The sequence below is a fragment of the Chloracidobacterium sp. genome (assembly GCA_016711345.1).
Taxonomy (GTDB): Bacteria; Acidobacteriota; Blastocatellia; order Pyrinomonadales; family Pyrinomonadaceae; genus OLB17.
In genome coordinates this window covers 2,278,986-2,302,302 of record JADJTD010000001.1, presented here as the reverse complement: position 1 = coordinate 2,302,302, position 23,317 = coordinate 2,278,986, and the positions used below count along the sequence as shown (strand labels likewise).

General features: G+C 50.7%; 15 protein-coding genes. 6 read left to right on the top strand and 9 right to left on the bottom strand.

All coding sequences use genetic code 11. The features are described 5' to 3' along the window. The first annotated feature begins 79 nt into the window (after positions 1-79). Positions 80-1,045, top strand: coding sequence for an MBL fold metallo-hydrolase (locus IPL32_09515; protein ID MBK8466058.1), 966 nt, complete (start codon positions 80-82; stop codon positions 1,043-1,045). A gap of 53 nt (positions 1,046-1,098) precedes the next feature. On the opposite strand, the gene IPL32_09510 is transcribed toward IPL32_09515, so the two are convergent. Further along, complete coding sequence (locus tag IPL32_09510) at positions 1,099-2,001, bottom strand: hypothetical protein (GenBank protein ID MBK8466057.1); 903 nt, start codon at positions 1,999-2,001, stop codon at positions 1,099-1,101. A 72-nt stretch (positions 2,002-2,073) separates the two neighbouring features. Here IPL32_09510 and IPL32_09505 point away from each other — a divergent pair, with 72 nt between their 5' ends. From IPL32_09505 to dapF, 5 genes are all read left to right on the top strand, one after another. Continuing rightward, complete coding sequence (locus IPL32_09505; GenBank protein ID MBK8466056.1) at positions 2,074-3,120, top strand: PD40 domain-containing protein; 1,047 nt, start codon at positions 2,074-2,076, stop codon at positions 3,118-3,120. A gap of 88 nt (positions 3,121-3,208) precedes the next feature. After that, positions 3,209-3,787 carry a hypothetical protein gene (locus IPL32_09500; GenBank protein MBK8466055.1) on the top strand — a complete coding sequence of 193 codons (579 nt, stop codon included), beginning with the start codon at positions 3,209-3,211 and terminating at the stop codon, positions 3,785-3,787. Further along, positions 3,784-5,181 carry a M28 family peptidase gene (locus IPL32_09495; GenBank protein MBK8466054.1) on the top strand — a complete coding sequence of 466 codons (1,398 nt, stop codon included), beginning with the start codon at positions 3,784-3,786 and terminating at the stop codon, positions 5,179-5,181. The genes IPL32_09500 and IPL32_09495 overlap by 4 nt, the downstream gene beginning before the upstream one ends. Positions 5,182-5,487: 306 nt before the next feature. After that, on the top strand, positions 5,488-5,868 hold the full coding sequence (locus tag IPL32_09490; GenBank protein ID MBK8466053.1) for a copper-binding protein: 381 nt from the start codon (positions 5,488-5,490) through the stop codon (positions 5,866-5,868). Next, a complete protein-coding gene (gene dapF, locus IPL32_09485; protein MBK8466052.1) occupies positions 5,865-6,719 on the top strand; it encodes a diaminopimelate epimerase in 855 nt (284 codons plus the stop codon). The genes IPL32_09490 and dapF overlap by 4 nt, the downstream gene beginning before the upstream one ends. 78 nt (positions 6,720-6,797) lie before the next feature. On the opposite strand, the gene IPL32_09480 is transcribed toward dapF, so the two are convergent. The 8 genes from IPL32_09480 to IPL32_09445 form a co-directional block, all read right to left on the bottom strand. Beyond that, positions 6,798-16,025 (bottom strand): proprotein convertase P-domain-containing protein, encoded by a 9,228-nt coding sequence (locus IPL32_09480; protein MBK8466051.1) that lies wholly within the window; start codon positions 16,023-16,025, stop codon positions 6,798-6,800. A 189-nt stretch (positions 16,026-16,214) separates the two neighbouring features. Beyond that, the gene (gene prmC, locus IPL32_09475) at positions 16,215-17,084 is read right to left on the bottom strand and encodes a peptide chain release factor N(5)-glutamine methyltransferase (protein MBK8466050.1); all 870 of its coding nucleotides are present in this window, start codon (positions 17,082-17,084) and stop codon (positions 16,215-16,217) included. Between the two features lie 77 nt (positions 17,085-17,161). Continuing rightward, the gene (locus IPL32_09470; protein MBK8466049.1) at positions 17,162-17,608 is read right to left on the bottom strand and encodes an N-acetyltransferase; all 447 of its coding nucleotides are present in this window, start codon (positions 17,606-17,608) and stop codon (positions 17,162-17,164) included. Positions 17,609-17,888: 280 nt separating this feature from the next. After that, positions 17,889-18,236 (bottom strand): hypothetical protein, encoded by a 348-nt coding sequence (locus IPL32_09465; protein MBK8466048.1) that lies wholly within the window; start codon positions 18,234-18,236, stop codon positions 17,889-17,891. A gap of 10 nt (positions 18,237-18,246) precedes the next feature. Continuing rightward, positions 18,247-19,248 carry a Gfo/Idh/MocA family oxidoreductase gene (locus IPL32_09460; GenBank protein MBK8466047.1) on the bottom strand — a complete coding sequence of 334 codons (1,002 nt, stop codon included), beginning with the start codon at positions 19,246-19,248 and terminating at the stop codon, positions 18,247-18,249. 87 nt (positions 19,249-19,335) lie between these two features. After that, entirely contained in the window at positions 19,336-20,778 is a 1,443-nt protein-coding gene (locus tag IPL32_09455; protein MBK8466046.1) for a sugar transferase, read from the bottom strand. Positions 20,779-20,822: 44 nt separating this feature from the next. Continuing rightward, the gene (locus IPL32_09450; protein MBK8466045.1) at positions 20,823-21,914 is read right to left on the bottom strand and encodes a DUF354 domain-containing protein; all 1,092 of its coding nucleotides are present in this window, start codon (positions 21,912-21,914) and stop codon (positions 20,823-20,825) included. 15 nt (positions 21,915-21,929) lie between these two features. Then, positions 21,930-23,051 carry a DegT/DnrJ/EryC1/StrS family aminotransferase gene (locus tag IPL32_09445; protein ID MBK8466044.1) on the bottom strand — a complete coding sequence of 374 codons (1,122 nt, stop codon included), beginning with the start codon at positions 23,049-23,051 and terminating at the stop codon, positions 21,930-21,932. Between the last annotated feature and the right edge of the window lie 266 nt (positions 23,052-23,317).

Below are 23,317 nucleotides of genomic sequence, written 5' to 3'. Positions count from 1 at the left end.
GCACCGATTGGATGAAAGCCCGAACAAAACAAGTTGGATGGCAACAAATCTTATTGTGTAGTTTAATGTTAATTATCTTATGAAGATCATTCCCCTTAGTATTCCTACGCCGTTCTATGTCGGTGACGTCAATGTGTATCTGATAAAGGAAGATCCGCTGACGCTGATCGACGTCGGGCCAAAGACGAAAGAAGCGTCGGATGCCTTGCGAGCGAAACTCGCGAGTAACGGCGTGCAGTTTGCGGATATTCAAAGGATCGTACTGACGCACGCTCACGAAGATCACTGCGGTCTCACAAAACAAGTGCGCGACGAATCAAAAAACGCCGAAGTGCTGGTCCACGAATGGGAAACCGGCCATTTGTTTGGCCGACTTTCGCATGACGTGCATAAACAGTTGCTGCTCCGCTCAGGCGTGCCGGAATCTATTTTCAACGATATGCGTGCGCTCTACGAAGACATCAGCTTGCTCACCGATTCGCTCGAAGACACTGATTTCCAGCCGCTGCACGACGATATGGAACTCGAATTTTCGGGCGGCAGTCTGCGAGTGCTGCACACGCCGGGACATACGCCGGGTTCGTGTTCATTCGTTCGCGAGGCCGACCGAACGCTGATCTGCGGCGACTGCGTGCTAAAACGCATCACACCAAATCCAATACTGTCACCCGATCCGCTCGATCCGTCAAAACGCTTTCGCTCGCTTGCCGAATACCTGGTAAGTCTCGCGCGCCTACGCGAGTTTCGCCCGACGCTCGCCTACGGAGGCCACGGTGAGCCTGTGACAGATTTCGAAGAGATCTTTCACCGCTATGTTCGATCGATCGACGAAAGGCAAAAGAAAGTGATCTCGCTCGTCTCGCCAGACGGCATCACCGCCTTTGATGTTGCAAAACGTATGTTCCCTGATTCGTTCGATCACGACGTCCATCGGTTCCTTGCGATATCAGAATCTATTGCTCATCTCGATTATGCAGAATCCGAAAGCAAGGTAAATGTTGAATCAAGTGGCGACATTGAGTTTTACAGACCGTTAGGAAGTTGAAGTACATGCAAAAGCCCGCACGTAAGTAAGGGCGATACACACACTTTAGTGGATTAGAAGCCGTGAATGCAGAGGTCAAAAAAAGTGAGGCTAACAAGGAAAGAAAATGACGTTTGCAGGGCATTTAGTTTTACTGACGCTCTTCGAGCCATGCCGCCGATGGTTTCGTTGATCTTTGTAATATCAGCAAAGCCCGGCAGCTGGCGAACGCGCTGGGTGACGGTTTTATCTAGCCGGTCCATCGCAGCCGGATCACCAAACAGCGTGCCGATCGCATATTCCGTTCGCTTTTTCGCTAACGAGCCTTGTCCGACAGGAGCATAATAATGATCGATCACAAATCGAGCCAATCTTTGTGCAAATTCGTTCCTACGCAGTTCCAAACGCGCGACGCTCCAATAGAATTTTGTATGCGCGGCCTCTTCGCGGATGATGGCGTGCAGTATCTGCGTAAGCACCGGATGATCGGCAAGGTCCATCAAACGTCGATAGCCCTGAGCGGTCGACATCTCATGTATCGCGCCAAAGGTCATATGCGTTGCCGTAAATTTTCTGCCGATAAAATTGGTGAGCGTCGTGAGAAGGTATGTGTACGAATTATAAATTGGCGGAACATTTTGACGAACGTGTGTCTGCCATTTTTCGTCCGTTTCAACACCGATCTCGTTCAAAAAGCGATTCAGCACTTCGCCATGCGTGACCTCTTCGATGCCCCAGCGTTCCATAAATTTGCTGATGTACGGATCTTTGCCCGTAGGCGTTCGCTGCATCTCGCGATGATACATATCGGTCAGCGTTTCGACATCGCGCATATAGAGCAGCACCGGAATGAAACGTTTATCGATAGGATGGTCTTTTACTTCGTGCCAGGGGATTGACGCGATGTATTCAGGCGTCAGAGTACGCTCCTGACCCTCGTACCAATCGAGAACATCCTTGTTTGTCTCAAACGCCATATGCAGTAGTGTTTCGCAAAATTACTTTTTTCGGATGCACAATTCTTATGCCGTAATAATATAATCGATATTATGAAAACACTTTATCTTGTATTTGTAGTAATTATAACCTGTTTGTCAACCATTGCAGCGCAGGAGAAAAGCCTTGTGACGGGTGGCGAACGTCATCTGAAGAATATCAGGCAATTGAGCTTTGGTGGAGAGAATGCCGAGGCTTACTTTTCGTCTGACGGAAAGAAGCTGATTTTTCAGTCGAAACGCGACGGACGGCCGTGTGATCAGATCTACACGATGAATGTCGATGGCTCAAATGTGCAGATGATCTCGAGCGGCGACGGACGCACTACTTGCTCGTATTATTTAAAGGGAGCGAAGAAGCTGCTTTATGCATCGACCATCAGCGGCGGTAAGGAATGTCCGCCAAACCCTGATTATTCAAAAGGCTATGTATGGGCGATCTATCCCGAATACGAGATCTACACCGCTTCGCCAGACGGAAAGAATATTAAGAACATTACAAATTCGCCCGGTTACGACGCCGAAGCAACCGTCTCACCAAACGGCAAGAAAATAGTCTTTACCAGCGAACGCGACGGCGACCTCGAACTTTATTCGATGGACACCAATGGCAAAAATATCAAACGTCTGACCAACGAACCCGGCTATGACGGCGGTGCGTTCTACTCTCCTGATAGTAAAATGATCGTCTATCGCGGCTCGCATCCGACTGATCCAAAGCTCATCGAGCGTGATAAGCAATACTTAAAAGAGCATTTGGTCGTACCGCTTACATTTGAGATCTGGGTGATGAACGCTGACGGCTCGAACAAGCGACAGGTCACAAAACTCGGTGCAGCGTCGTTTGCGCCGTTCTTTACTCCTGACGGCAAACGCATTATCTTTTGCACGAACCACTTTGCGACCGATCCTCGCAAACGAAATTTCGACCTCGCGATGATAAACATCGACGGCACGGGCCTCGAACGCATCACATATAACGAAACTTTCGACGGCTTCCCAATGTTCTCGCCCGACGGCAAAAAGCTCGTGTTCGCGTCGAATAGAAACGCCGCGAATCAAGGCGATACAAATGTTTTTATAGCGGATTGGGTTGAATAATGTTCTCAGCGTACTTGACGTTCTCTGCGTTTAGATCCAAATTTTTAACGCAGAGCACGCTAAGATCGCAGAGAAACCAGAAGTGGAAATGATGAAAAAGCAAATATTTTGCATTCTTTTCTTGTTGCTGCTCGCGAATGGAGCTTCGACGCAGACTGTTGATAAGACGGTTGAAAAGATCCAGAAATATTACGCTGACATCTCTGAAAAAGCGCGGCTCTGTGAGATCGACAATGAACGCGGCGAGTTTGGCGAACTGGTGATGAACGAACTTGTCATCAACAAACGCAACCGCCAATGGCGTGCCGTCGGCAAATACGATCTGACTTATAAGTTCTTTTATCGAGGCGGAGACAGCGAGAAGCATCTGTATCCCGATCAACTCGTAAAAGTCGTTATCGATAAAAAGATCTCAAACCGCAAATACGCCGAAGAATTTCTGTACTCCAACAGCGGCGCACTCATTTTCTATTTTCAAAAAACCGAGAATGACGAAAATGCTCCCGCCGAACGCCGTGTTTACTTTTCCGCCGGACAAACTATCCGCATTATCGAAGACGGCAAAGCTCGCAACCGCCTCAATAAAAAAGATGCGGCAACGGTTCGCGAGATCGTTGCGGACAGCTCAAAGATCAAAAAACTCTTTATTAGTTCGATCAAATTATGAAAAAGCAGTTATTTAGCTATCTTTTATTACTTTCGTTTGTGTTCAGCGTTTCGGCGCAGAGGGCACAGGTCACAAAACCCAGTGCGGTCGAGGCTAATCTTCGCCGTCACATCGAATATCTCGCCTCGGACAAACTCGAAGGCAGACGCACCGGTGAGAAGGGCGCGGCGTTGGCCGCTAAATACATTGCCGATCAATTCGCAAAGGTAAAGTTAAAACCTGGAGCGTTAGGCTCGAACGGCAAAGCAAGCTATCTTCAGCCATTTTCTTACACACCGGTGCGCGATCCGCATGGCAGCTCACCTGCCACGGAATCAAGTTCGCCTGCAAAGCGCCGTGACACAGCAAACGTCATCGGCATCTTGCCCGGCACCGATCCGATATTGAAGAATGAAGCCATCGTCATCGGAGCTCATTACGATCATCTCGGCTACGGCGGCTCAGGCAGCCTCGCAACAAACTTGACCCAAATTCATCACGGCGCCGACGACAATGCTTCTGGAACAGCCGCGATCATTGAACTCGCTCGCCAATTCGCAGGCAGAAACCCGCACGATAGTAAGGGTGCCTTTACCAATAAACGCACCTTGATCTTCATCGCCTTCAGCGGCGAGGAAGAAGGGTTGTTCGGCTCGAATTTTTATGTCAATAACCCTGTCTTTCCGCTCGATAAGACCGTCGCGATGATTAATCTCGATATGGTTGGGCGCCTTAACGACAACAAACTGACAATTGGCGGTATCGGAACGGCAAGTGAGTGGAAAGACCTTACAAACGAAAAAAACAGTCTGGGTGGAACTGTTAGCAGTATTTGGACAGGACGGAACGGTTCTAAGTCTGAGAATAGTTTTGCATTAGGTCCTTGGAACTTTGCTCTTCAACTTAACGAAGATGGATTCGGCCCTTCCGACCATTCATCGTTTTACGGAAAGAAGATACCTGTTCTTTTCTTTTTTACTGGTACACACAACGACTATCACAAGCCGTCGGATACCGCTGAGAAGATTAACTACGACGGCCTTCTAAGTATCGTTAATTATGTTCAGTCGATAGCAAAAGCTGTCGATCAGAATCCACAGCGACCAACTTATACTGTCGCAAAATCGAGCAATACGGGCGGGCGAACTGGATTTAATATTTCGCTTGGAACAATACCGAACTATGGCGATTCGACTGATGGGATGTTGATCGACGGCGTTCGTGACGGCTCACCTGCGGCAAAGGCGGGCGTCAAAGCGGGCGACAAGGTCGTAAAACTCGCGAACCGCGACATTAAAAATGTGATGGACTACACCGACACGCTCGTTGATATGAAAGCGGGTGAGGAATACGAGATCGTCGTCCTTCGCGGCGGCGAGAAGCTGACGATGAAGATTGTTCCGATAAAGCGATGAAGTGCTACCGTGTTAAGGAAGGTGACCCGATTGAAGCGGGTTGAACTGGTTGGCGAGAGTGACGCAGGTTGAGGCAGAAGGTCTTTCGTGTTTTTGGTGACTTTCGTGGGCAAAAAACCTGACGTGTACCGACCATTCCGACCATCCCGCCAAGCCCGCCGGCCTTGTACCATCTGGTGCCTCAGTGCTGTAATTTTCGGTGGCTTTTTGACCCTTTGAAATGGCTTTTTGGGGGGTCTCCGATGGCTTTTTGGACTCTTCCGATGGCATTTTAACGACTTTTGTACACTTTTTTAGGCAAATTATATGAAACCACCCTTATTTTTGCTGGCTTTCGTCGCCGTCTTACACTTGTCATCGTGTGCTTCGCGTGAGGTCGAGAGGACTAACGTCAATCTTGGGCAAAACGCTGTTGTACAGGACTCGCAAAGCCCCATTCCTGCTTCGACACAGCCGAAAGACGGCCTTTATCCGGGTAAGGGAAAGGTCACAAAGATCAACAATGAGCTTAAATCTGTCGAACTCGATCACGAAGAGATCGTAGGCGTAATGCCGCCGATGATAATGGAGTTTTATGTTCATGAAAAGTGGCTGCTGACCGGCCTCAAGGTCGGCGACAATGTCGAGTTTGTCCTAAAATATGAACACCCTGCAGAAACTATTGTCAGCATTAAAAAGATAAAATGACCGCTTTCAACTTCTGCAAATTTCACGGTTTTGGCAATGATTATCTCGTTGCGATGCGGTACGATATCGATCCAAAGACCTCACTGCCTGAATTAGGAAAAAGCATCTGTCATCGCCACACAGGCGTAGGTGCGGACGGCATTTCGATCCTTGAGAAGCTTGACGGCGGCATGGCCGATTACTTTTGCGAGATCGTTAATCCCGATGGCAGCTTTGCCGGTTTTTCCGGTAACGGCACACGCTGTGCGGTCTCTTACCTTTACTACAAAGGCCTCTGGTCCGCTGAAAACCTGCGTCTCGAAACGCGCAGCGGCGTAAAAAACTATCGTTTGATTGAACGAAAAGGCAGCGGTGAATTCTGGTTCGAGGCCGAGATCGGCAAACCGAAGTTTGGGAGCGATGAAATCCCTGTAATGTCGGACACGCGGCTCGATCACGTTACGGACGGACAACTGACTGTCAATGGTGAAGAGATAACGTTTGCCGGCGTGAATGTTGGTAATCCTGTGGCCTGTGTCTTTGTTGATGATTTCGATTTTGACTGGCGCACGCTCGGCAAAGCAATGGAAACGCATGAGAGATTTCCCGACCGCGCAAATATTGTGTTTGTTAGAGTTATGGACCGCGAAAACATCGAGATCCGTATCTGGGAACGGGCCGCGGGCGAGACTGCTGCTTCAGGCACATGTGCGAGCGGCTCTGCTGTTCTATCCGCATTGATGAACAAGACAGGACGAAACGTTTCGGTGCATTCCGAGGGCGGCATGACGCTCGTAAATTGGCGTGACGACGACGAGATGGTGATCACAGGCCGAGCAGATCTGGCGTTTTGCGGAACTTGGTCTTTATGATCGGTTGATTGACGATCCACTAGACAAAAAAAGGGCGGGTAATTATACCCGCCCTTTGCTATTTAGATTGCCGACCTTCTATTGTCCGGCGATCATATCCACATTTACTGACTGTCCCGTAACGCTAACCGTCAGCGGGGCAAATCTCGACTGTCTCGCATCAACGCTGATCGTAAACGTCTGGCCGACTTGCAGCCCTCCGAAACGATAAACGCCGGATGCATCCGAAACCATCGAGCGGCTTGCTCCCGTGATGTCAGTCAATATGACGCGGGCATTTGCGACGCCCTGCCCCATTGAATTTACCACGCGGCCTGTCATCTCAGCTTGGTTTGGAGCCGCTGCCGAGAGTTCGATCTGGCCGTCGGTTACGAGCGTCTGAGGATCGCCTTCGTTGAATATGAGTTTCTCCCACGTAAGCGGTGAAACCGTTCCAGGTGCTCCGACTGCCGTAAAGCGGAGATTCAAGAGCAAACCGTTCTCATCGATCGGCATCGCTCCATAAACCGCAACTTTGAGCAATCCGGGTTCAGCCGCATTTGCCACGACAGAAAGTCCGCGACTGACGGTTCCGGCCACATTGATCGGATCAGCCTGAGGCTGGATCACGCTCGGATCGTAACGCAAGTTGAACTCATATGCGATGATGCCCTTGTTCGAAGCTCCTTGTACCGAGACCGGGATCAGCACTTCACCATCAGCCGGTGCCACGAGACGCGGAAGAGCAGCAGCCGTCTGACGCTCTGGCCCGCTTGCCGGCCTTGCACCTGTATTTACCCAGTTACCGGAAACTTCACCAACGAGAATACCTGTGTAATCTTCACCGTTTGTCGTTCCGGAAACGGACGGATAGGTTCTGCTGGTAGGCGTCGAACCAACTGGGAACGGAATGCTCGGAATTGTGAAGAATCTCCACTGTCCGGCGTTTCCGTATGGCGGCAGGGCGACCACATAAGCAGCGATCTGAGCCGCATCGAACGAATTGATGTTGCCATTGCCGCTCACATCTGCCGCAACCAGAGCATTGCCGGTCAGGAAGTTGAGTGCCGACACGTGCTGTGCAATGCGGCCCGCGTCAAACGAGTTGATCGCACTATTTACGCCGCCGGTCTTGGAAGGCGTAACTGTATAGGAACCCGCTCCAAAACCGGTAAGCGAATACTGTCCGGCTGTCGGCCCAACTCCGTCGGTGATGGCCGAAACCGGAGGCGATCCTGCACCATTTACCTGAACGTTCGAGATAAACCTCGGCGGAGCAGGCAGGCCATTCGCATTACCGTACGTGATGGTGCCGTTGATAACAGCTGGAGCTGTAGGCGTAGCAGTGGCCGTATTGGTTGCAGTTTCCGTAGCCGTTGCGGTCGCAGTCGGCGTAGACGTTTCGGTTGCCGTCGGCGTTGGAGTGAATGTCTCCGTCGCGGTGGCAGTCGGAGTAGATGTCTCCGTCGCCGTCGGTGTCGAAGTAGATGTTTCCGTCGCCGTTGCAGTCGGAGTTGCTGTCTCCGTAGCTGTTCCGGTCGGAGTTGCAGTGTTTGTTGCCGTCGGGGTCACTCCGTTTTGAAGTTCGACAGAGCCCTTATCGCAGCCTGCACCAAACGGACGTGGAAATGCCGCTCCGCGTTGATCAAATGCGACGGTCGTGCCGCAGCCGTTGACACCACTCGGGATCAGGTTGGCAACCGGGAAACCGGGCAAATGTGTAAATGTCGGCCCGCCATTATTTGCCAACGCTCCAAGGCCCGCGTCGATTCCCGTCACGTCATTTGCCGATGGAACAAACGTGCCGCCAGTGAGATCTTCGATGTGGTTGTAGTCTAGGGACGTGATCACACCAAAAATATCCGGTGACAAAGGAGCCGTATTGTCTCCAACAACACTGCTTATAACGTTGATCGCTCCGCTCGTGTCTCGGTACAATCCGCCGCCTTCGTTTGTTGCCGTGTTTGCGGCTACCGTCGAGTAATCGAGGTTGACCGTTGCGGTTGCTCCAAAGTTATAGATACCGGCTCCATCAGCCGCACTGTTGCCGCTCACGGTTGAGTTTAAGAGATTGACAGTAGCCAGGCCGGTTGACGTGGCAACGTTCTCAATTCCGCCCGCTGCGCCTCCTGCTCCTACAGCATTACCGCTTACGGTTGATCGAGTCAGATTGACAGTCGCATTTGCAGTTGAGGTTACAAAGTTGACTATGCCGCCGCCCTCTGTTCCGTTAGCAGTGTTATTGCTAATGGAGCTGTCGGTAATATTGGTTGTCGTGGCCACCGTTCCCGCTAATGCGCGAACGCCAGCGTGGAAGGCGTTGGCCGGGTTTACCGTGTTCGTCGTCGAGTTTCCGGTAACCGTCGAGCTAATAATATTCACAGTAGCCTGTTGATTGTAAATACCGCCGACAATGGCCGCTCCGGTTCCTGCAGTAACTAGTGCCTGATTACCACTGATCGTGCTTCCCGTGATGGTTGTAGTTCCGGCCGTAACATGAACACCGCCGGTAAAGGCAGGAACAGTTGCTCCGGCGACAGTGACGGAGGCGGTGTTATTCGAGATCGTCGAGTTGGTAATCGTAGTTAACAATCCCACGCTCGAAAGTCCGGCTCCCGTTCCACCAGCTGTCGTCAAACCTGACGAAGCCGTGTTTCCGGTTATAGTCGAGTTGGTGATGTTTGTCGTCGCGTTCAGAACGTTGATCTGTACGCCCGCGCCAATGGCCGACGTTCCGGCGGCCGCAGATCCGGCACTGTTGCCCGAGATCGTGCAATTGCTGATGTTTACGGTTGCCGAGGTCGAACCTGAAATGGAAATTCCGCCTCCGCTCGAACCGTTCAAATTGGCAGTAACAACCAGATTATCAAGCGTGATATTGTGGCCGGTACCTTGATCGATCCTTATGCCGCCGCCAAACGCATTGATAGTGTTACGGCCGTGTCTCACTGTAAGATTGTTAATATTGACGTTCAAAGCTGTCGCCGCAGCAGCCCCACGAATGTGGAACACACGTTCGGTGGCAACTCCAGGAGCGGCATTTGCCTCGACTATAGTCGTGCCTGAACCGGCACCGTTGATAATGACATCCGAAGTGATGTCATAGTCGCCGCTTGCGTTAACATTCTCGGCGGCACCGGCTAGCGTCGTCGTATAAACGCCGGACGGAAGTGAGATGGTATTGGCCCCTGGTGCAAAGTTAGACTCAGAGATCGCCGCTCGCAGCGAACAGAAACCACCGGCATCTGCGCAGATACCATCACCAATAGTCGCATCAAGCGTGTCAGCAGTCGTGTCAACGAAGAACTTGAACGGTGTCGGAGTAAACGTCGGAGTGCTCGTTTCTGTACTCGTAGCTGTCGGCGTCGGAGTGTCCGTATTAGTTGCCGTCGAAGTCGGTGTAAACGTTTCCGTTGCAGTCGCAGTCGGAGTAAATGTTTCCGTAGCTGTTGCCGTCGCCGTCGCCGTATCGGTTGCCGTCGGTGTCGGGCAAAGATCAGTTGTAATGCTGATCTCCCATCCGCCAGCGAGCGTACCGGTATCACCCGAAGCGTCGTCGCTGATATAAAGCGACCATGTTCCATTCGGACTTGCGCCAACAAACGTTGCCAATGACGAACCGCCTGCCGCCGGAGCCGGAGCCAGGAAGATATCGCCGGTAACATGATTGGTCGGTGAATACGTGCTTCCATCGGTCAGAACAGGTAATCCTGGAGGCATCGCGTTAGCGGAATCGCTATCAAGAGTAAACGAAATATCCGTTACTCCGGCACCTGAGACATCAGTCACGTCCGACATGATTACGGCGTTCGTCGTTCCGTCCGGTCCGACCAACATCATGTCGATATCGCCCGGCCAGCTGTGCGTCAGGTTGTTAAGTTTAACCGTAACCTTGTAAACATTACCGCTCATACCAGACACCGTAATATTCGAAGGATACGAGCTTCCTGTAGACCCGCTGCTGGAGCCGGTTCCCGTACCTGGAATGGTAACGGCCGTCGCATTTGCAAACACAGCCGGCGTACAAGCCGCAGTTGCTGTAGGCGTTGGAGTATCAGTCGCCGTATTCGTCGCGGTCGCAGTATTCGTAGGTGTAGACGTATTCGTCGAAGTCGGTGTTGAAACCGGTTCGTTCTCATCCGCACCGATCTCGTAAGCGACTCCCTGTGGACGAGCATCGCCGTCAAAGTCATCCGTAACCGCCGCAATGGTTTCACCAACGTTAAGCAGCGGTGCTCCTACTACGTGCAGGTCCGTATTGGACGCGTAATTTGGATTAGCAGAGATCGAATTTGCATCTCCGCCTGATGCCGTTGCAAGGGCTCCGAGTGTTGTTGCGTCAACCGCGTTGATAGCACCGAGCGCTCCCGGAGCTGAACCACTTACATAGTAGTTGTTGTAGTTGATCGACGTAAACATCGTGTTCGCGGTGCTTGTGAAGATCGCGTAGCTCTTATCGCCCGTGCCGGCTGAGTTGTCAAAAGTGTTCGCAAAACTGTTGTTGCGAATATCAAGTCCTGTAACTGTCGTGCCGTTGACCATCAAGGCTGCCGATACCGTAGCAGAGCCTGAAGAACCTGCGTAGCTGCCGAACAGGTTGACTGAGTTGTTGAAGATATTGACTCCGCCAACGGTGGTGCCTGTAACGCGGATTCCGGCGACTGTGTCACTCAAGGCACCAGTCGTCCAACCCGTTCCTCGAATGTCATAAATGAAGTTGTTCGCAACCGTCAGATTGCTCGATGCGTTGGCAGTCGCGACAGTGATAGCACTGAATCCGTAACCGCCGGAATTACTTGCTTCAAGGTTGCTGATCGAGTTTCTCGTAATGCTGGAATTGACCAAGCCCGAACTCGCGAGAATACCGATGCCATTCGCTGCAGCCGTGTACAGAGAATTTCTTAGTGTATTACGAGTAACGGTAGCTCCGTTCGCCGTGCCGACAAGTATTCCAAATCGTCCTAAATAATCAGCCAATACAGCACCGCCGATGGTGTTGTCCTGAATCACAAGGCCATTCAACTCACCGCCTGTGAAACCGACAGCCTGTATACCGTATTGACATCTTTGGATCAGATTGTTCTGGATCGTCAGGTTGTCTATATCAGCGCTCGTCGCCGACGCGCCGCTTCCGGCGTAGATGCCGAAGTTGAACGACGTAGTTGATGCCTCAAACTTATTGCCATTCTGGATGATCGTGTTCTTGATCGTATTATTCGTCGCACCCGCGCCGATTCCGGAACTGAACAGTCCGACGACGGTCGTGCCGCTGGTCGTTGTATTGGCATTGATCAGCGTCAAACTGCGGTCTGTTCCGCCTGATGTCGAACCGTCAATAGTTACGCGGTCAGCACCGTTTAGCGTGATCAACCCGGTCGCACCGGTCGTGCTGGTGATCGATCGCGGAGCACCGCTCGGCTTGAGCGTCAACGTGTAATTACCAACGCCTTCTTCAGACCATTGATTGAGAGCGTTCGTGCCGGTCTCTCCGGTCAGATCTGAGGTGATGTTGATCGTTACATTTCCTGAAAGGAGCGATGCGTTAATTGCAGCAAATATACCGCCTGCATTGGTCAGCGACGTATATGTTTCACCCGTGCCGACATTATAAGAGCCCGTGAACGGTACAACGATGTTGTAGCTGTTCGGCGTTGTCGGCGGAGTTGTGACCGCATTAACATTGGTTCCGGTAAATCCTGCGGCAGGATTCGATCCCAAATTACCGGCTGTGTCTTGTGCGACAACGAAGTACTGAATTATGTCGCCAGAGGCAACGCTGCCGCCGCCTACGAGAGTGTAGTCAACCACACAGTTATAGGTTCCGGTACATTGTGTCGAAACATAGCTTCCATCGGTCGATTTCTTAAAGTAGATCCGCGGCGAATCTGCTCCGCCCGCGACTCCGCCTGCGTCGGTGATCGTTGCAGCCAAAGTGCGGTTTGTCACAAGTGACGTATTGCCAAACGCCGTGTATGAGATCGATGGTGCTGTAAGGTCAAGACCGCTAAAGTTTCCTGCATCCGCACCGATATCGACCGGTGTCAGCCCGCTTCGGGTCTGACCGTCAAAGTCATCGGTCGGAGGCGATACCAATGTACCGTTGCCCTCAATAACAGTCACATTCGTTGGATGAATATGAAGATCGGGAGTCGTTGCGTTCGTCGCATCAATAAACTGCGGATCAGCGTTAAAGCTGTTCAGATCCTGTGATGTGAATGTACGCCAGTCAGTGAGCGTAACGCGGTCTGCCGTGGAAAACCCAACTGCCCCGCCATTATTTGGCGTATAGATGTCATTATAATTTGACGTCGGATTTCCCGAAGTCGTCTGAATACCGTAATGTCGGCCTGTTCCTGCACCCGGTGCTCCGGTGCTAGCACGGTTGTTCCAAAGAATATTGTTCCTCACGGTCATTGTGCTGGCGACAGCCTTGGAGATACAAGCGGTATTTACAGTGTTGGCACCCTGAGTTCCGTCAATGTAAATACTGTTGTGAAGAATGTTTGTCGGTGAAGCCGATGCACTGTTGTCCAAAATGCCGCGGATAATTGGGTTGTTGCCAACACCTAATCCTAACCGCATCATGTTATTGAACATGTTGATCGTTGCGGAACTGTTAAAGAGGTTTATTCCGTTGATCACCGAAGTTGTGCTGGTCGACGCAGTGGTCAAATTGTAAATAAAGTTCCTGCTTATCGTCGTGCCAGGCGTGCTCGCAATGTAAATTCCCTGATTAGAAACCGCAGTTGCGCCAGAGGTGGTGCTGGCCATATCTCGAATGGTATTAGTGGTTATCGTATTTCCGGATGTAGCAGTACCAGAAAAGGTAATTCCAAGTAACGCTGATCCTGAATTAGCTGATGTGTTGGTACTCGTTGTCGAGAAGTTAGCGATAGTGTTTCCAGATATTGATTGACCACTGACCGAACCCGTAAGCTCAATACCGCGTAGCGATGCAGAGGTTCCAGTACTCGTGCTCTGCAAATTTTGAATCGTATTGTTTGATACGGTTGCGGGAAACAGGGTCTGTGTACCACTAACTCCTACAACGGCACCGTTAGCGTTACTGGTGATGCTGTTTGCTGTCGAGGTGCTGCCAATCAAATTGTTAGAAACGGTATAGCCCGCCAACGTCGCTGCACCCTGGAACCTTATGCCATAGAACGTCGTGGTTCCCGCTCCGGCGAACGTTATACTACCGACTTTATTGTTGGAAATATTAATTCCATTCGGCGTTCCCGTTCCGGTAAGAATACCGGCAAACTGGTTTGCTCCCGCAGCAGTCCAAGTAATACTTCCCGTTCCGGTAGTCGCTCCGATCGTGTTTCCGGTTGTCGTTCCAATGTTGAACGCCCCGGTAACAGCCGAAATACCCGCATTTATCGTCGAGGTCGATGAAGTCGAGATATTGAGGTTTGTAATCGTGTTGTTCTGGAGGCTCGATGCAGTCGCACTTCCGACTGACATACGAATGCCAATAAACGTGTGTGTAACTGCACCGGTTTGCGTCCATGCCGTGCCGCCCGCTGAGGCTGCACTACCGCCGATGAAGTTATTGCTGACGTTATTGTTGATCGAACTTGTGTCGGCGATCGAAATACCTATGAAACCGCTTGCCGCCACCGACATCGTTCTTGTCGCTGTTTGGTAGAAGCTATTTCCGGTAATTGTCGCATCCGTCGTTCCCGCAGAGGCAAGGAATCCGTTAGCGATTACCGCAGTATTCGTAAAGAAGTCAAAAATATTGTTGTTCGTGATCACAAGGCCGCTGTTACGCGTTGCCTGAGTTGTAGTTGTTCCACTCGAAAGGATGCCATTGGCTGGGAAAGATGCTCCTACAGGTCCAACATTGCAAGCCGTGACCGTGTTGTTATCGTTACCCGTCGATCCGGTCGTCGTACTGTAAAAGATCGTACCGGTAGAAGCTCCGAGGGCTGCTCCTCTGATCGTCGCATTTTGAATAGTATTGCTCGTCGCGTCGTTGATATAGCGGATCGTGCTCGTGTTAGCCGTCGTGCTCGTGTTCGAGTTTGAGATGGTCAACGAATCGCCGCCCGTGTTCAACCCATCGATCGTCACGTTATCAGCACCGTCAAAATTGATCATCGGGCTGCCAGCCGTACCGGTTCCCGAAATTGTGCGTGCCGCGCCGCCGAAAGGCCTGATCAAGACCGTTGAGTAAGAAGATGGGCCGCCGCTTGCATTAAGCAAAGCAGTTCCCGTTCCTTCCGAACTGTCAGCGCAGACAAGTACCGTTAAGGCGCCTGTGTGCGTTCCGGCATTGATCGCAGCAAATGCAGCCGTGAGCGTCGTATAGCCTGTGCTGTCAATCTCAATATTGCCGCCTGATCCGCACGGGCCGGATGGTGTCGGCGTAAATGTTGCGGTCGAGGTCGCTGTAGACGTACTTGTCTCGGTCGGTGTAAATGTTTCCGTTGCGGTCGCTGTCGGAGTAAATGTCTCAGTTGCGGTCGCCGTTGGGGTAAATGTCTCTGTCGCCGTTGCTGTCGGTGTAAATGTTTCTGTTGCTGTGGCAGTTGGGGTAAATGTCTCAGTTGCCGTCGCAGTTGGGGTAAATGTCTCTGTCGCCGTTGCTGTCGCCGTATTTGTTGCGGTTGGCGTGTCAGTCGCTGTTGCCGTTGAAGTGGCTGTAGCCGCCGGTATCGCTACGCTGCCGTTAGTTGTGTTTGCGACAGGCGTACCTTCATTGAACTTGAAGCCAGGATGAAATACCGAGCCGGGATCGGTGTAGTCTTCGAAAGTCAGGTTGGTCGAAGCACCGAGATTGTTCTGGACCGTAAATTTCAAATTGACGAGCGTTCCTGCTCCGGCAAATTCCGTTGCCTGAAATCCGGAGATAATAATATGGCCCGCATTCGTAATACCGGCTGAAACCGACGCGCCGCTGCTCAAAGTTCCTACGTTGTCAATGCCGGACCCTGTCGGCTGTATAACCGCCGGGTCAAACGTGATCTGTATATCAAACGCAAATATGCCTTCGCCGGTCATATCGCCGACAGTCAACGGAATCGTTATGTTGCCGGGAGTTTCCGTAAGGTTCGGCAGCGAGGCCGTCACGGCAAAAACCTGTGACGACGCGCTTTCGTCCTTATTTGAGACGGTTATGGGAGCGTTCGTCTGCTCATTAGAAAAGATCGGTGCGATCTTGGTCTGCAAACCAAAAAACTCAGTTGCTGAATCGATAAAGGCAAGATGCGAGCCCCCTGCTCCAAGGGTTGTTATAGCTGTGAGCAGGGCCAATAGGACTGTGAAAATAGCGAAGCCTTTAACACGTGAAAAACGAAAAGATCTTTGGTTGCGTAACATTTATCGAGTACTCTCCTGACTTATGATTGATTTACTACCGCAAAAAACAATTGACCCAATAAAGCATAATTTGGGCCAGATCATTAAAACCTCGGGAAATTTTAACGAAGGGATTGAATCAAGTAATTATAAGTGAATTTACCGACTTGTCAAGGAAATAATTGACCAGTTGGTACTCTTCGGAAACATCTATACAAATCCAACCGCATGGTCGGCGGCGATTTTTCCGACTTTTACAATTCGCGGAATTCCCTGAAGATCAGGCAGAAATACAGGTTCATTCCAAATGCTGCGGTCAAACATTGTCGCCACCCTTGCCGATTGATCAAAGCCTATTTCCACAAGCAGAACGCCGCTGGCGGATAGTAGATCAGGTGCTTGGCGAATGATCCTTTCAATGATCGCTAGGCCGTCTTCGCCGCCATCTAGTGCAGAATGTGGTTCGTGGTCGCGGACCTCGGCCTGCAGCGCGTCGATGTCGCGGGCGGGAATATACGGCGGATTTGAGGCTATGAGGTCGAATTTGCCCGTTACATTGCTGAAAACGTCGCTTTCGAGCAGCGTCAGCTTTTCGGCGACGTTATGGCGTTGGGCGTTGCGTTGGGCGACTTTTAAGGCTGCTGGCGAAATATCCACGCCGATAGCAGTTGCTGAGGCGACATTTGCGAGGATCGAGATCGATATGCAGCCCGAACCGACGCCGACCTCGCAAAATCGTGGGTTTTCGAGGTTAGACAACAGTTTTATGGCTTCTTCGACAAGGATCTCGGTTTCTGGACGTGGGGTCAAAACGTCGGGCGTAACTTCGAATTCGAGGCCGTAAAACTCCTGTCGTCGTGTGATGTATTGAAAAGGCTCGTGTTTCGCTCGGCGGCGAACGCAGGATTCGAAAAGTATCTTTTGGTTGGCAGAAAGCTCGTCTTCGGAGTGCGCGATCACAAAAGCCGCGTCTTTATCGAGGATAAACGTCATCAGCGACGAAGCCCCGCGGCGTGGTTCTGCGATCCCGGCTTCGGCGAGTTTTTCCGTGGCAGAGGATAAAGCGGTCGAGATGTTCATGAAAGTCGTCGTTAGTGCGAACTATTGCGGAAGCACGCACGAAGTAAGTGCGTCTTCTCGCGGGAAACCGACGCCCCTTACTTCGTGCGGGCTTCTGCAACGGGGCGTGCAGGAACTCCGGCGACGGTCTCGCCATCGGGCACATCTTTCGTCACGACGGCTCCGGCGCCGACTAGGGCGTTTTCGCCGATGGTTACGCCGGCGAGGATCGTTGCGTTTGAGCCGATGCTGGCTCCTTTTTTAATAGTAATAGGAATGACGGCCCAATCGGCTTCGGTTTGCGGTGAGCCGTCTTCGTTGGTCGCGCGGGGGAATTTGTCGTTGATAAACATCACGCCGTGGCCGATAAAGACATTATCTTCAATAGTTACGCCTTCGCAGAGAAACGAGTGGCTCGATATCTTGCAACGCTTTCCAATGCTGACGCCCTTCTGTATCTCGACAAAAGCCCCGACCCGCGTCTCGTCGCCGATCTCGCAGCCGTAGGCGTTGACGAACGAGTAAATCCTCACGTTTTCACCCATTTTCACGTCATTCAGGCGAATAAAGTTGTCTCGGAGGTATTCTTCGGTGAATTCGGTCATTTTTGCGATGTTCGATCGATTAGTTCCGCCCAAACTTCATTATATTAGGGCCATCACGATTATTCTTAATATTTTAAGGTTATTTCGCAGCAATTACAATTATATGAGGTCCTACAACATTATTACGATATCTTTTAAAGTGAGAACGCTTCCTACACGATTATTTCGCATCTTTCACGATTATTTTGCGATTTTCACGATTATTTCGCATCTTTTGCGATTATTTTGCATCTTTCACGATTATTTCGCGTCGGTTGTCTTTCGAATGACCTCTAAAAAATTTAATAAGCTTAGTAAACAGAAGCCCCAGAACGTAAAGAATTAAAGCGTTCAACAATACTCCGGCCGCAACAATCCACCAAAACACATTGTGGAAGCAATCACGCCCTCCTTCACAAAACACCCTTGAAACAAAGCTCCACGGTGCTGTTAATAATATGAGCAAGGAAAGAAAACCGATTGCGTTAGCCTCAGATAGAGCGCCCCCAAAACCCAAGACACAAGATACAAATAAATATGTGCCCGATAAAACAATTCCGATTTTTGACTTGAATGATTTATGGGTCATTAAATTGATGCTAAAGCTCGATCATTCTGCCGCGATCGTGCATTGAGAGCGTCGAGGCTTCTAAAATTCGCACGACGTTCAAGCCAGCGTGGCCGTCGGTCAGCGGCTGTTTGTTATTGCAAATACAGTCGATAAAATGCCGCGTGCCGACGGAAAGGGCCTCTTCGGCGTCGAGTTTTGGCGAAAGCATGTCGCCGGTGCGGTATTGGACGAGCGTGTCGTAAACGCCTTCGCGGGTCGTGACGTCGATGCCTTTGTCGTAAATTTTGATCTTTTCGCTCGCCTCGGTGTCGTCGTAAACGATCATCGACTTTGTGCCGCCGATCAGCGTCTTGCGGATCTTTACCGGAGCCAGCCAGTTGACGTGAAAGTGCGCTATGAGGTTGTTTTCAAATTCCAGCGTCAGGTAGGCGATGTCTTCGAGCTCGTTGCCGACGTGGCAGCTCCCGATCGCCGAAACGCTCTTTGGCTGCTGCTGCAGCAAATAATCCATTATCGACAGATCATGCGGTGCGAGGTCCCAAATAACATTCACATCATGCTGAAAAAGCCCGAGGTTTATCCTTACCGAATCGAAATAGTAAAGTTCGCCCATCCGTCCCGAAGTGATGATCTCCTTCATCTTTCGCACCGCTCCGGTGTAGATGAACGTGTGATCGACGAAGAGTTTTAGGTTTTTCTGCTCAGCGAGGTTGATCAGCTCTTCGGCCTCGGCGACGCTCGATGTCATCGGCTTTTCGATGAAAACATGCTTGCCCTCCGTTAATGCACGCTTTGCGATCTCATGATGCGTCGAAACAGGCGTGGCGATCACTACGATGTCGATGTCTGGCCGTTCTATGACCTCGGCGTAGTTCGTCGAGGTCTCGATGCCGTAAAACTGCTTTTGCATCTTCGCAAGACGTGCGCTGTCCAGATCGCACGCGACAACCGCATCGATCTCATCAAGCCCGAGAAAATTTCTAATTAAATTCGGCCCCCAATAACCAGCGCCGATGACAGCAACTTTCATAAGATATTAGCCACAGAGTTCACAGAGCACACTGAGAGATACTATTTCTTTCTCATCTTTCTCTGTGTCCTCAGTGGCATAAATAATTCAATGCCCGCCTTTTGCTAATAACATAACGGGCAGCGTTCTTAAAATTATACTCAGGTCAAAGAGCGGCGACATATTGTCGATATAAAAAAGATCGAGAATGACCATATCGTTAAAATCCACCGCCGAACGCCCCGCGACTTGCCACAAACCCGTGCAGCCCGGAATTACGGACAACCGCCGCCGATGCCATTCCTCATACTGCTCAAGCTCATACGGCATACAAGGCCGCGGCCCGACGAGGCTCATTTCGCCTTTCAACACATTAAATAACTGCGGCAGTTCGTCAAGCGATGTTCTTCTCAAAAATTTTCCAATTGATGTGACACGTGGATCGTCCTTGATCTTTTTCACCTGATTGTTCGAGGCCTTCGCAGCGATAAGGTCGGCGACAAATTCGCGATGAGTAGTGTCGTCATTATCGGCATACATTGTCCGGAATTTATAAAACTCAAAAGGCTTGCAGTCTTTCCCGATGCGAGTGTGATTATAAAACACCGGACCTTTTGACGTCATTTTGATCAACGCTGCGATTATAGCCATCGGTATCGCAATAATAATCAGGCCTATGATTGTTACGCCGACATCAAAAACGCGTTTATAAACCGCAAACAGCGAGTTCTCATAATTCTGCGGCATCTTGACGATCGGTACGCCGAGATATTTTTCGAGCAGGACCTTTTCGGGAATGATGTTGTAAAGCTCCGAGACGAGACGGACATTTGCAGATGTAGCCTGCGCTTTGTCGATGATCTCAAGAAGATGCGAATGCGTTACATCGCTTTCGGCGATGATGACCTCTTTAATATCGTTTGCCTTAACGAGATGATCGAGGTCTTGCATCGAACCTAGATTTATTAGGTCTTCAAAAATACGTTCGCCGACCGGCGTTTCGTCATTCACAAACCCAATGACATCAAATCCATGACTGTCATCGATGTCGATCTGCGCCGCGACCATCTTCGCGGTCCGGTCACGGCCCACGATCAACACCTTTCGGCGAATGATCTTTTTCTGCGAAGCAAACGCAAATAAGGGGCGAAAAACAAGAGTGCGAAACAGCATCACGCCAACCAAGCTAAACAACACAAACAGCCCGAGCACAATGCGCGACTCGACGAAATCGAGACGCTTAACTACAAACGTTATCAGCACCAATCCTATCAACCCGTACAGCAGCGACTTTGCGATCGAGAGCATCTGCCGCCCGAACGACATAAAATAATCGAGCTTATAAAGATTAAAATGCTGAAAGATCGCAACCCAGACCAGCGAATAGACAATCACAAGCGCCGCCTGCGTCCTCATCAAAGGCCGTGAAAGCAGTTCCATCGCGGGCACATTATAAAAACGCACATTCACCGCAGCAAACCACGCCGCAAGCAGCAAAAAATAGTCGCAGGCAGCGAGAATGAATTTATATGCCGGGTACTGTTTGAACATTGATCGGTGTCAGTAGCCCGCACGTAAGTAAGGGCTCATCCGGGTCACGTCGAGCCCTTACTCACGTGCGGACTACCGACACAAAACGAGTTTATCGCTTCTATCACAAAAGCCTCAACCCTGTCGGTCAAGGCGTTGGGCTTTTGCCGGTCGCGGTGCTCTAGCCGTAGCTTTGACAGATCACGAGCATCGCGGATAAATGTGATCAACCCTTCAGCCTCCATTTGACGGTCGAGCGCTCCTTGCCGTCCCGCAAAAATGCTGTAAACCGGAACGCCGAGCAAGGCCGCTTCGCGATTCATCGTCCCGCCGCCAGAAATGAGAAGATCGGCGGAATAGATCAGATCAAGACCGCCAACCGCCTTGTCGAGAATCATACAGCTCGCCCAGGAATTAATTTCCATCACAAATTGGCGGATCGTTTCGCCTTGATCAGCGGTTCGTGGAATAACAAACGTAAAGACCTCTAGAGACGTGACTAGATGGCGCAGAAGCTCAAAAAAGATTTGATCGCTTTTGCTCGAATGATAATTCGCTGTGCTTGCTGGAGGTCGCAAAACGACTACGGTCCATGTAGATGGGTCTTTACCGAACGGACGAACAAACTCCAACTTAAAATCTCGCGTTGGTCGGAATTTGCTTACATACAATTCTTCTTTTAGACCCGGATATTTCTTTCGTTTTGAGACAGGTAAATTGATGTCATCAAGCACACCATCAGGGATTCGATCTGGCACGAGCACAACGTCGGAAAAGCGATTAAAAATACTTGTTTCGGTAAATTCGTAATCGTACATTGTCACGACCGGAATTTTCAGCCATCGCGCTGCGAGCACCATCGAACGCGAGCCGTGGCTGACGGCGACGGATATTGGTTGTTTATTGATGTGAGAAGCGAGTTGTTTTGCCCTGACAAGCAGGCCGCGAACCTTGTGAAATTTACTCTTTCCGTAGTGCGCACCGACCGCAGTATAAGTTCCGCCAAAGCCGTGAAGTTCAAGCAGTTCGATAGTTTGCGAATGGTCACGTGCGGTGAGAATGACTTCGATACCGCGTTCGCGATAATGCCTGATAATCGGCGCAAAAAGCGGCACGTGCGGCGAATTATCGAGGTCGATCCAGATTGCTTTGCTCATCGGCGGAGAGCGATACTATTCATTTGCGGCGACAGAAAGCGAAACCGCATTCTTCAGCGTCGAGCACACATGCTCGATCTGCTCTGCGGTCAGTTCGGCATACATCGGCAAACTCAATATGCGGCCCATTTGCGAATGCGCGACCGGAAAGTCAGATGGTTTGTGGCCCAGATGTGCATATGCTTCCATAAATGGCAGCGCTATCGGGTAATGAGTGCTTGTTTCAATGTCAGCCTCACCAAGTTTTGCCTGCACCGCGTCGCGATCATCGACCTGCACGACATAGAGGTGATAAGTATGCCGCGAATCTTCCCGCTCGACGGGCAGCGTCAAACCTGTATCACGAAGAAGCTCATCATACCGACGAGCATGTGAGCGTCTGGCCTCAAGCCAGCTTTCCAGATGCGGCAGTTTTACCGACAAAACGGCCGCCTGAATGCCGTCCATGCGACTGTTGCGCCCTTCGATAGTGTGACGGTTCTTTGCAGCCTGTCCGTGATTAGCAATTAGCCGCGCAAGCGCTGCGGTTTCCTGATCGTTCGTTGCAATTCCACCGGCATCGCCAAATGCGCCGAGATTTTTGCTCGGGTAGAAACTGAATGTAGCGACATCGCCAAACGTTCCCGTCTTTTGCCCTTTGTAAGTCGCGCCATGAGCCTGCGCCGTATCTTCGAGCACTTTCAGATCGTGCTTTCGAGCGATCTGCATTATGGCGTCCATTTCGGCTGCCAAGCCGTAAAGATGCACAGCAATTATCGCCTTTGTTCGCGGCGTTATCTTTTCTTCGATCTTTGCCGGGTCGATGTTGTAATACGTCGGTTCAATATCGACAAAAACCGGCTTCGCACCAATGTTTGAAACAGCCTCGGCGGTCGCGATGAACGTATTTGCTGGCAGCAGCACTTCGTCGCCTGCCTCGACGCCGATTGCCTTCAAAGCGATCTCGATCGCGTCGGTGCCGTTCGCAACAGCGACACAATGATTGACGCCGAGATACTCGGCAAATGACGTTTCAAATGCCGCCGCGTACTTGCCGCCGATAAACGCCGTTTCCGACATTACACCGGCAACCGCCGCGTCAAACTCATCCTTCAGGCTCAGATACTGTGCTTTCAGGTCAACAAAAGGAACTCTCATAAAACTCAATACATTATGGCTCAATCGAACATCGTTTCAAAAGTGCGCGACAGGCCTTGTTGCATCAATAAAATGCTTGACTATTTATAGCACATCTGCTAGACTGTCATAGTATTATCTCGGCCGTAATTTTCCCGAGCGACGGGAAAAAGACCTCGTGCCGACACGCTGTAAGACAAAGTCTTACGCTTTTTTCAAAAGTGGTGGAATATGGTGGAAAAATGGCTGTAATTGTTGAAAAAACAGATACTTGCGCGTTCCACACA

Bases quoted from the DNA above. Each gene is read 5' to 3' on its own strand.
- IPL32_09470 (MBK8466049.1), bottom strand. From the start codon at position 17,608: ATGGGTGAAAACGTGAGGATTTACTCGTTCGTCAACGCCTACGGCTGC.
- IPL32_09480 (MBK8466051.1), bottom strand. From the start codon at position 16,025: ATGTTACGCAACCAAAGATCTTTTCGTTTTTCACGTGTTAAAGGCTTC.
- IPL32_09465 (MBK8466048.1), bottom strand. From the start codon at position 18,236: ATGACCCATAAATCATTCAAGTCAAAAATCGGAATTGTTTTATCGGGC.
- IPL32_09500 (MBK8466055.1), top strand. From the start codon at position 3,209: ATGATGAAAAAGCAAATATTTTGCATTCTTTTCTTGTTGCTGCTCGCG.
- IPL32_09455 (MBK8466046.1), bottom strand. From the start codon at position 20,778: ATGTTCAAACAGTACCCGGCATATAAATTCATTCTCGCTGCCTGCGAC.
- IPL32_09495 (MBK8466054.1), top strand. From the start codon at position 3,784: ATGAAAAAGCAGTTATTTAGCTATCTTTTATTACTTTCGTTTGTGTTC.
- IPL32_09490 (MBK8466053.1), top strand. From the start codon at position 5,488: ATGAAACCACCCTTATTTTTGCTGGCTTTCGTCGCCGTCTTACACTTG.
- prmC (MBK8466050.1), bottom strand. From the start codon at position 17,084: ATGAACATCTCGACCGCTTTATCCTCTGCCACGGAAAAACTCGCCGAA.
- IPL32_09505 (MBK8466056.1), top strand. From the start codon at position 2,074: ATGAAAACACTTTATCTTGTATTTGTAGTAATTATAACCTGTTTGTCA.
- IPL32_09515 (MBK8466058.1), top strand. From the start codon at position 80: ATGAAGATCATTCCCCTTAGTATTCCTACGCCGTTCTATGTCGGTGAC.
- dapF (MBK8466052.1), top strand. From the start codon at position 5,865: ATGACCGCTTTCAACTTCTGCAAATTTCACGGTTTTGGCAATGATTAT.
- IPL32_09510 (MBK8466057.1), bottom strand. From the start codon at position 2,001: ATGGCGTTTGAGACAAACAAGGATGTTCTCGATTGGTACGAGGGTCAG.
- IPL32_09460 (MBK8466047.1), bottom strand. From the start codon at position 19,248: ATGAAAGTTGCTGTCATCGGCGCTGGTTATTGGGGGCCGAATTTAATT.
- IPL32_09450 (MBK8466045.1), bottom strand. From the start codon at position 21,914: ATGAGCAAAGCAATCTGGATCGACCTCGATAATTCGCCGCACGTGCCG.
- IPL32_09445 (MBK8466044.1), bottom strand. From the start codon at position 23,051: ATGAGAGTTCCTTTTGTTGACCTGAAAGCACAGTATCTGAGCCTGAAG.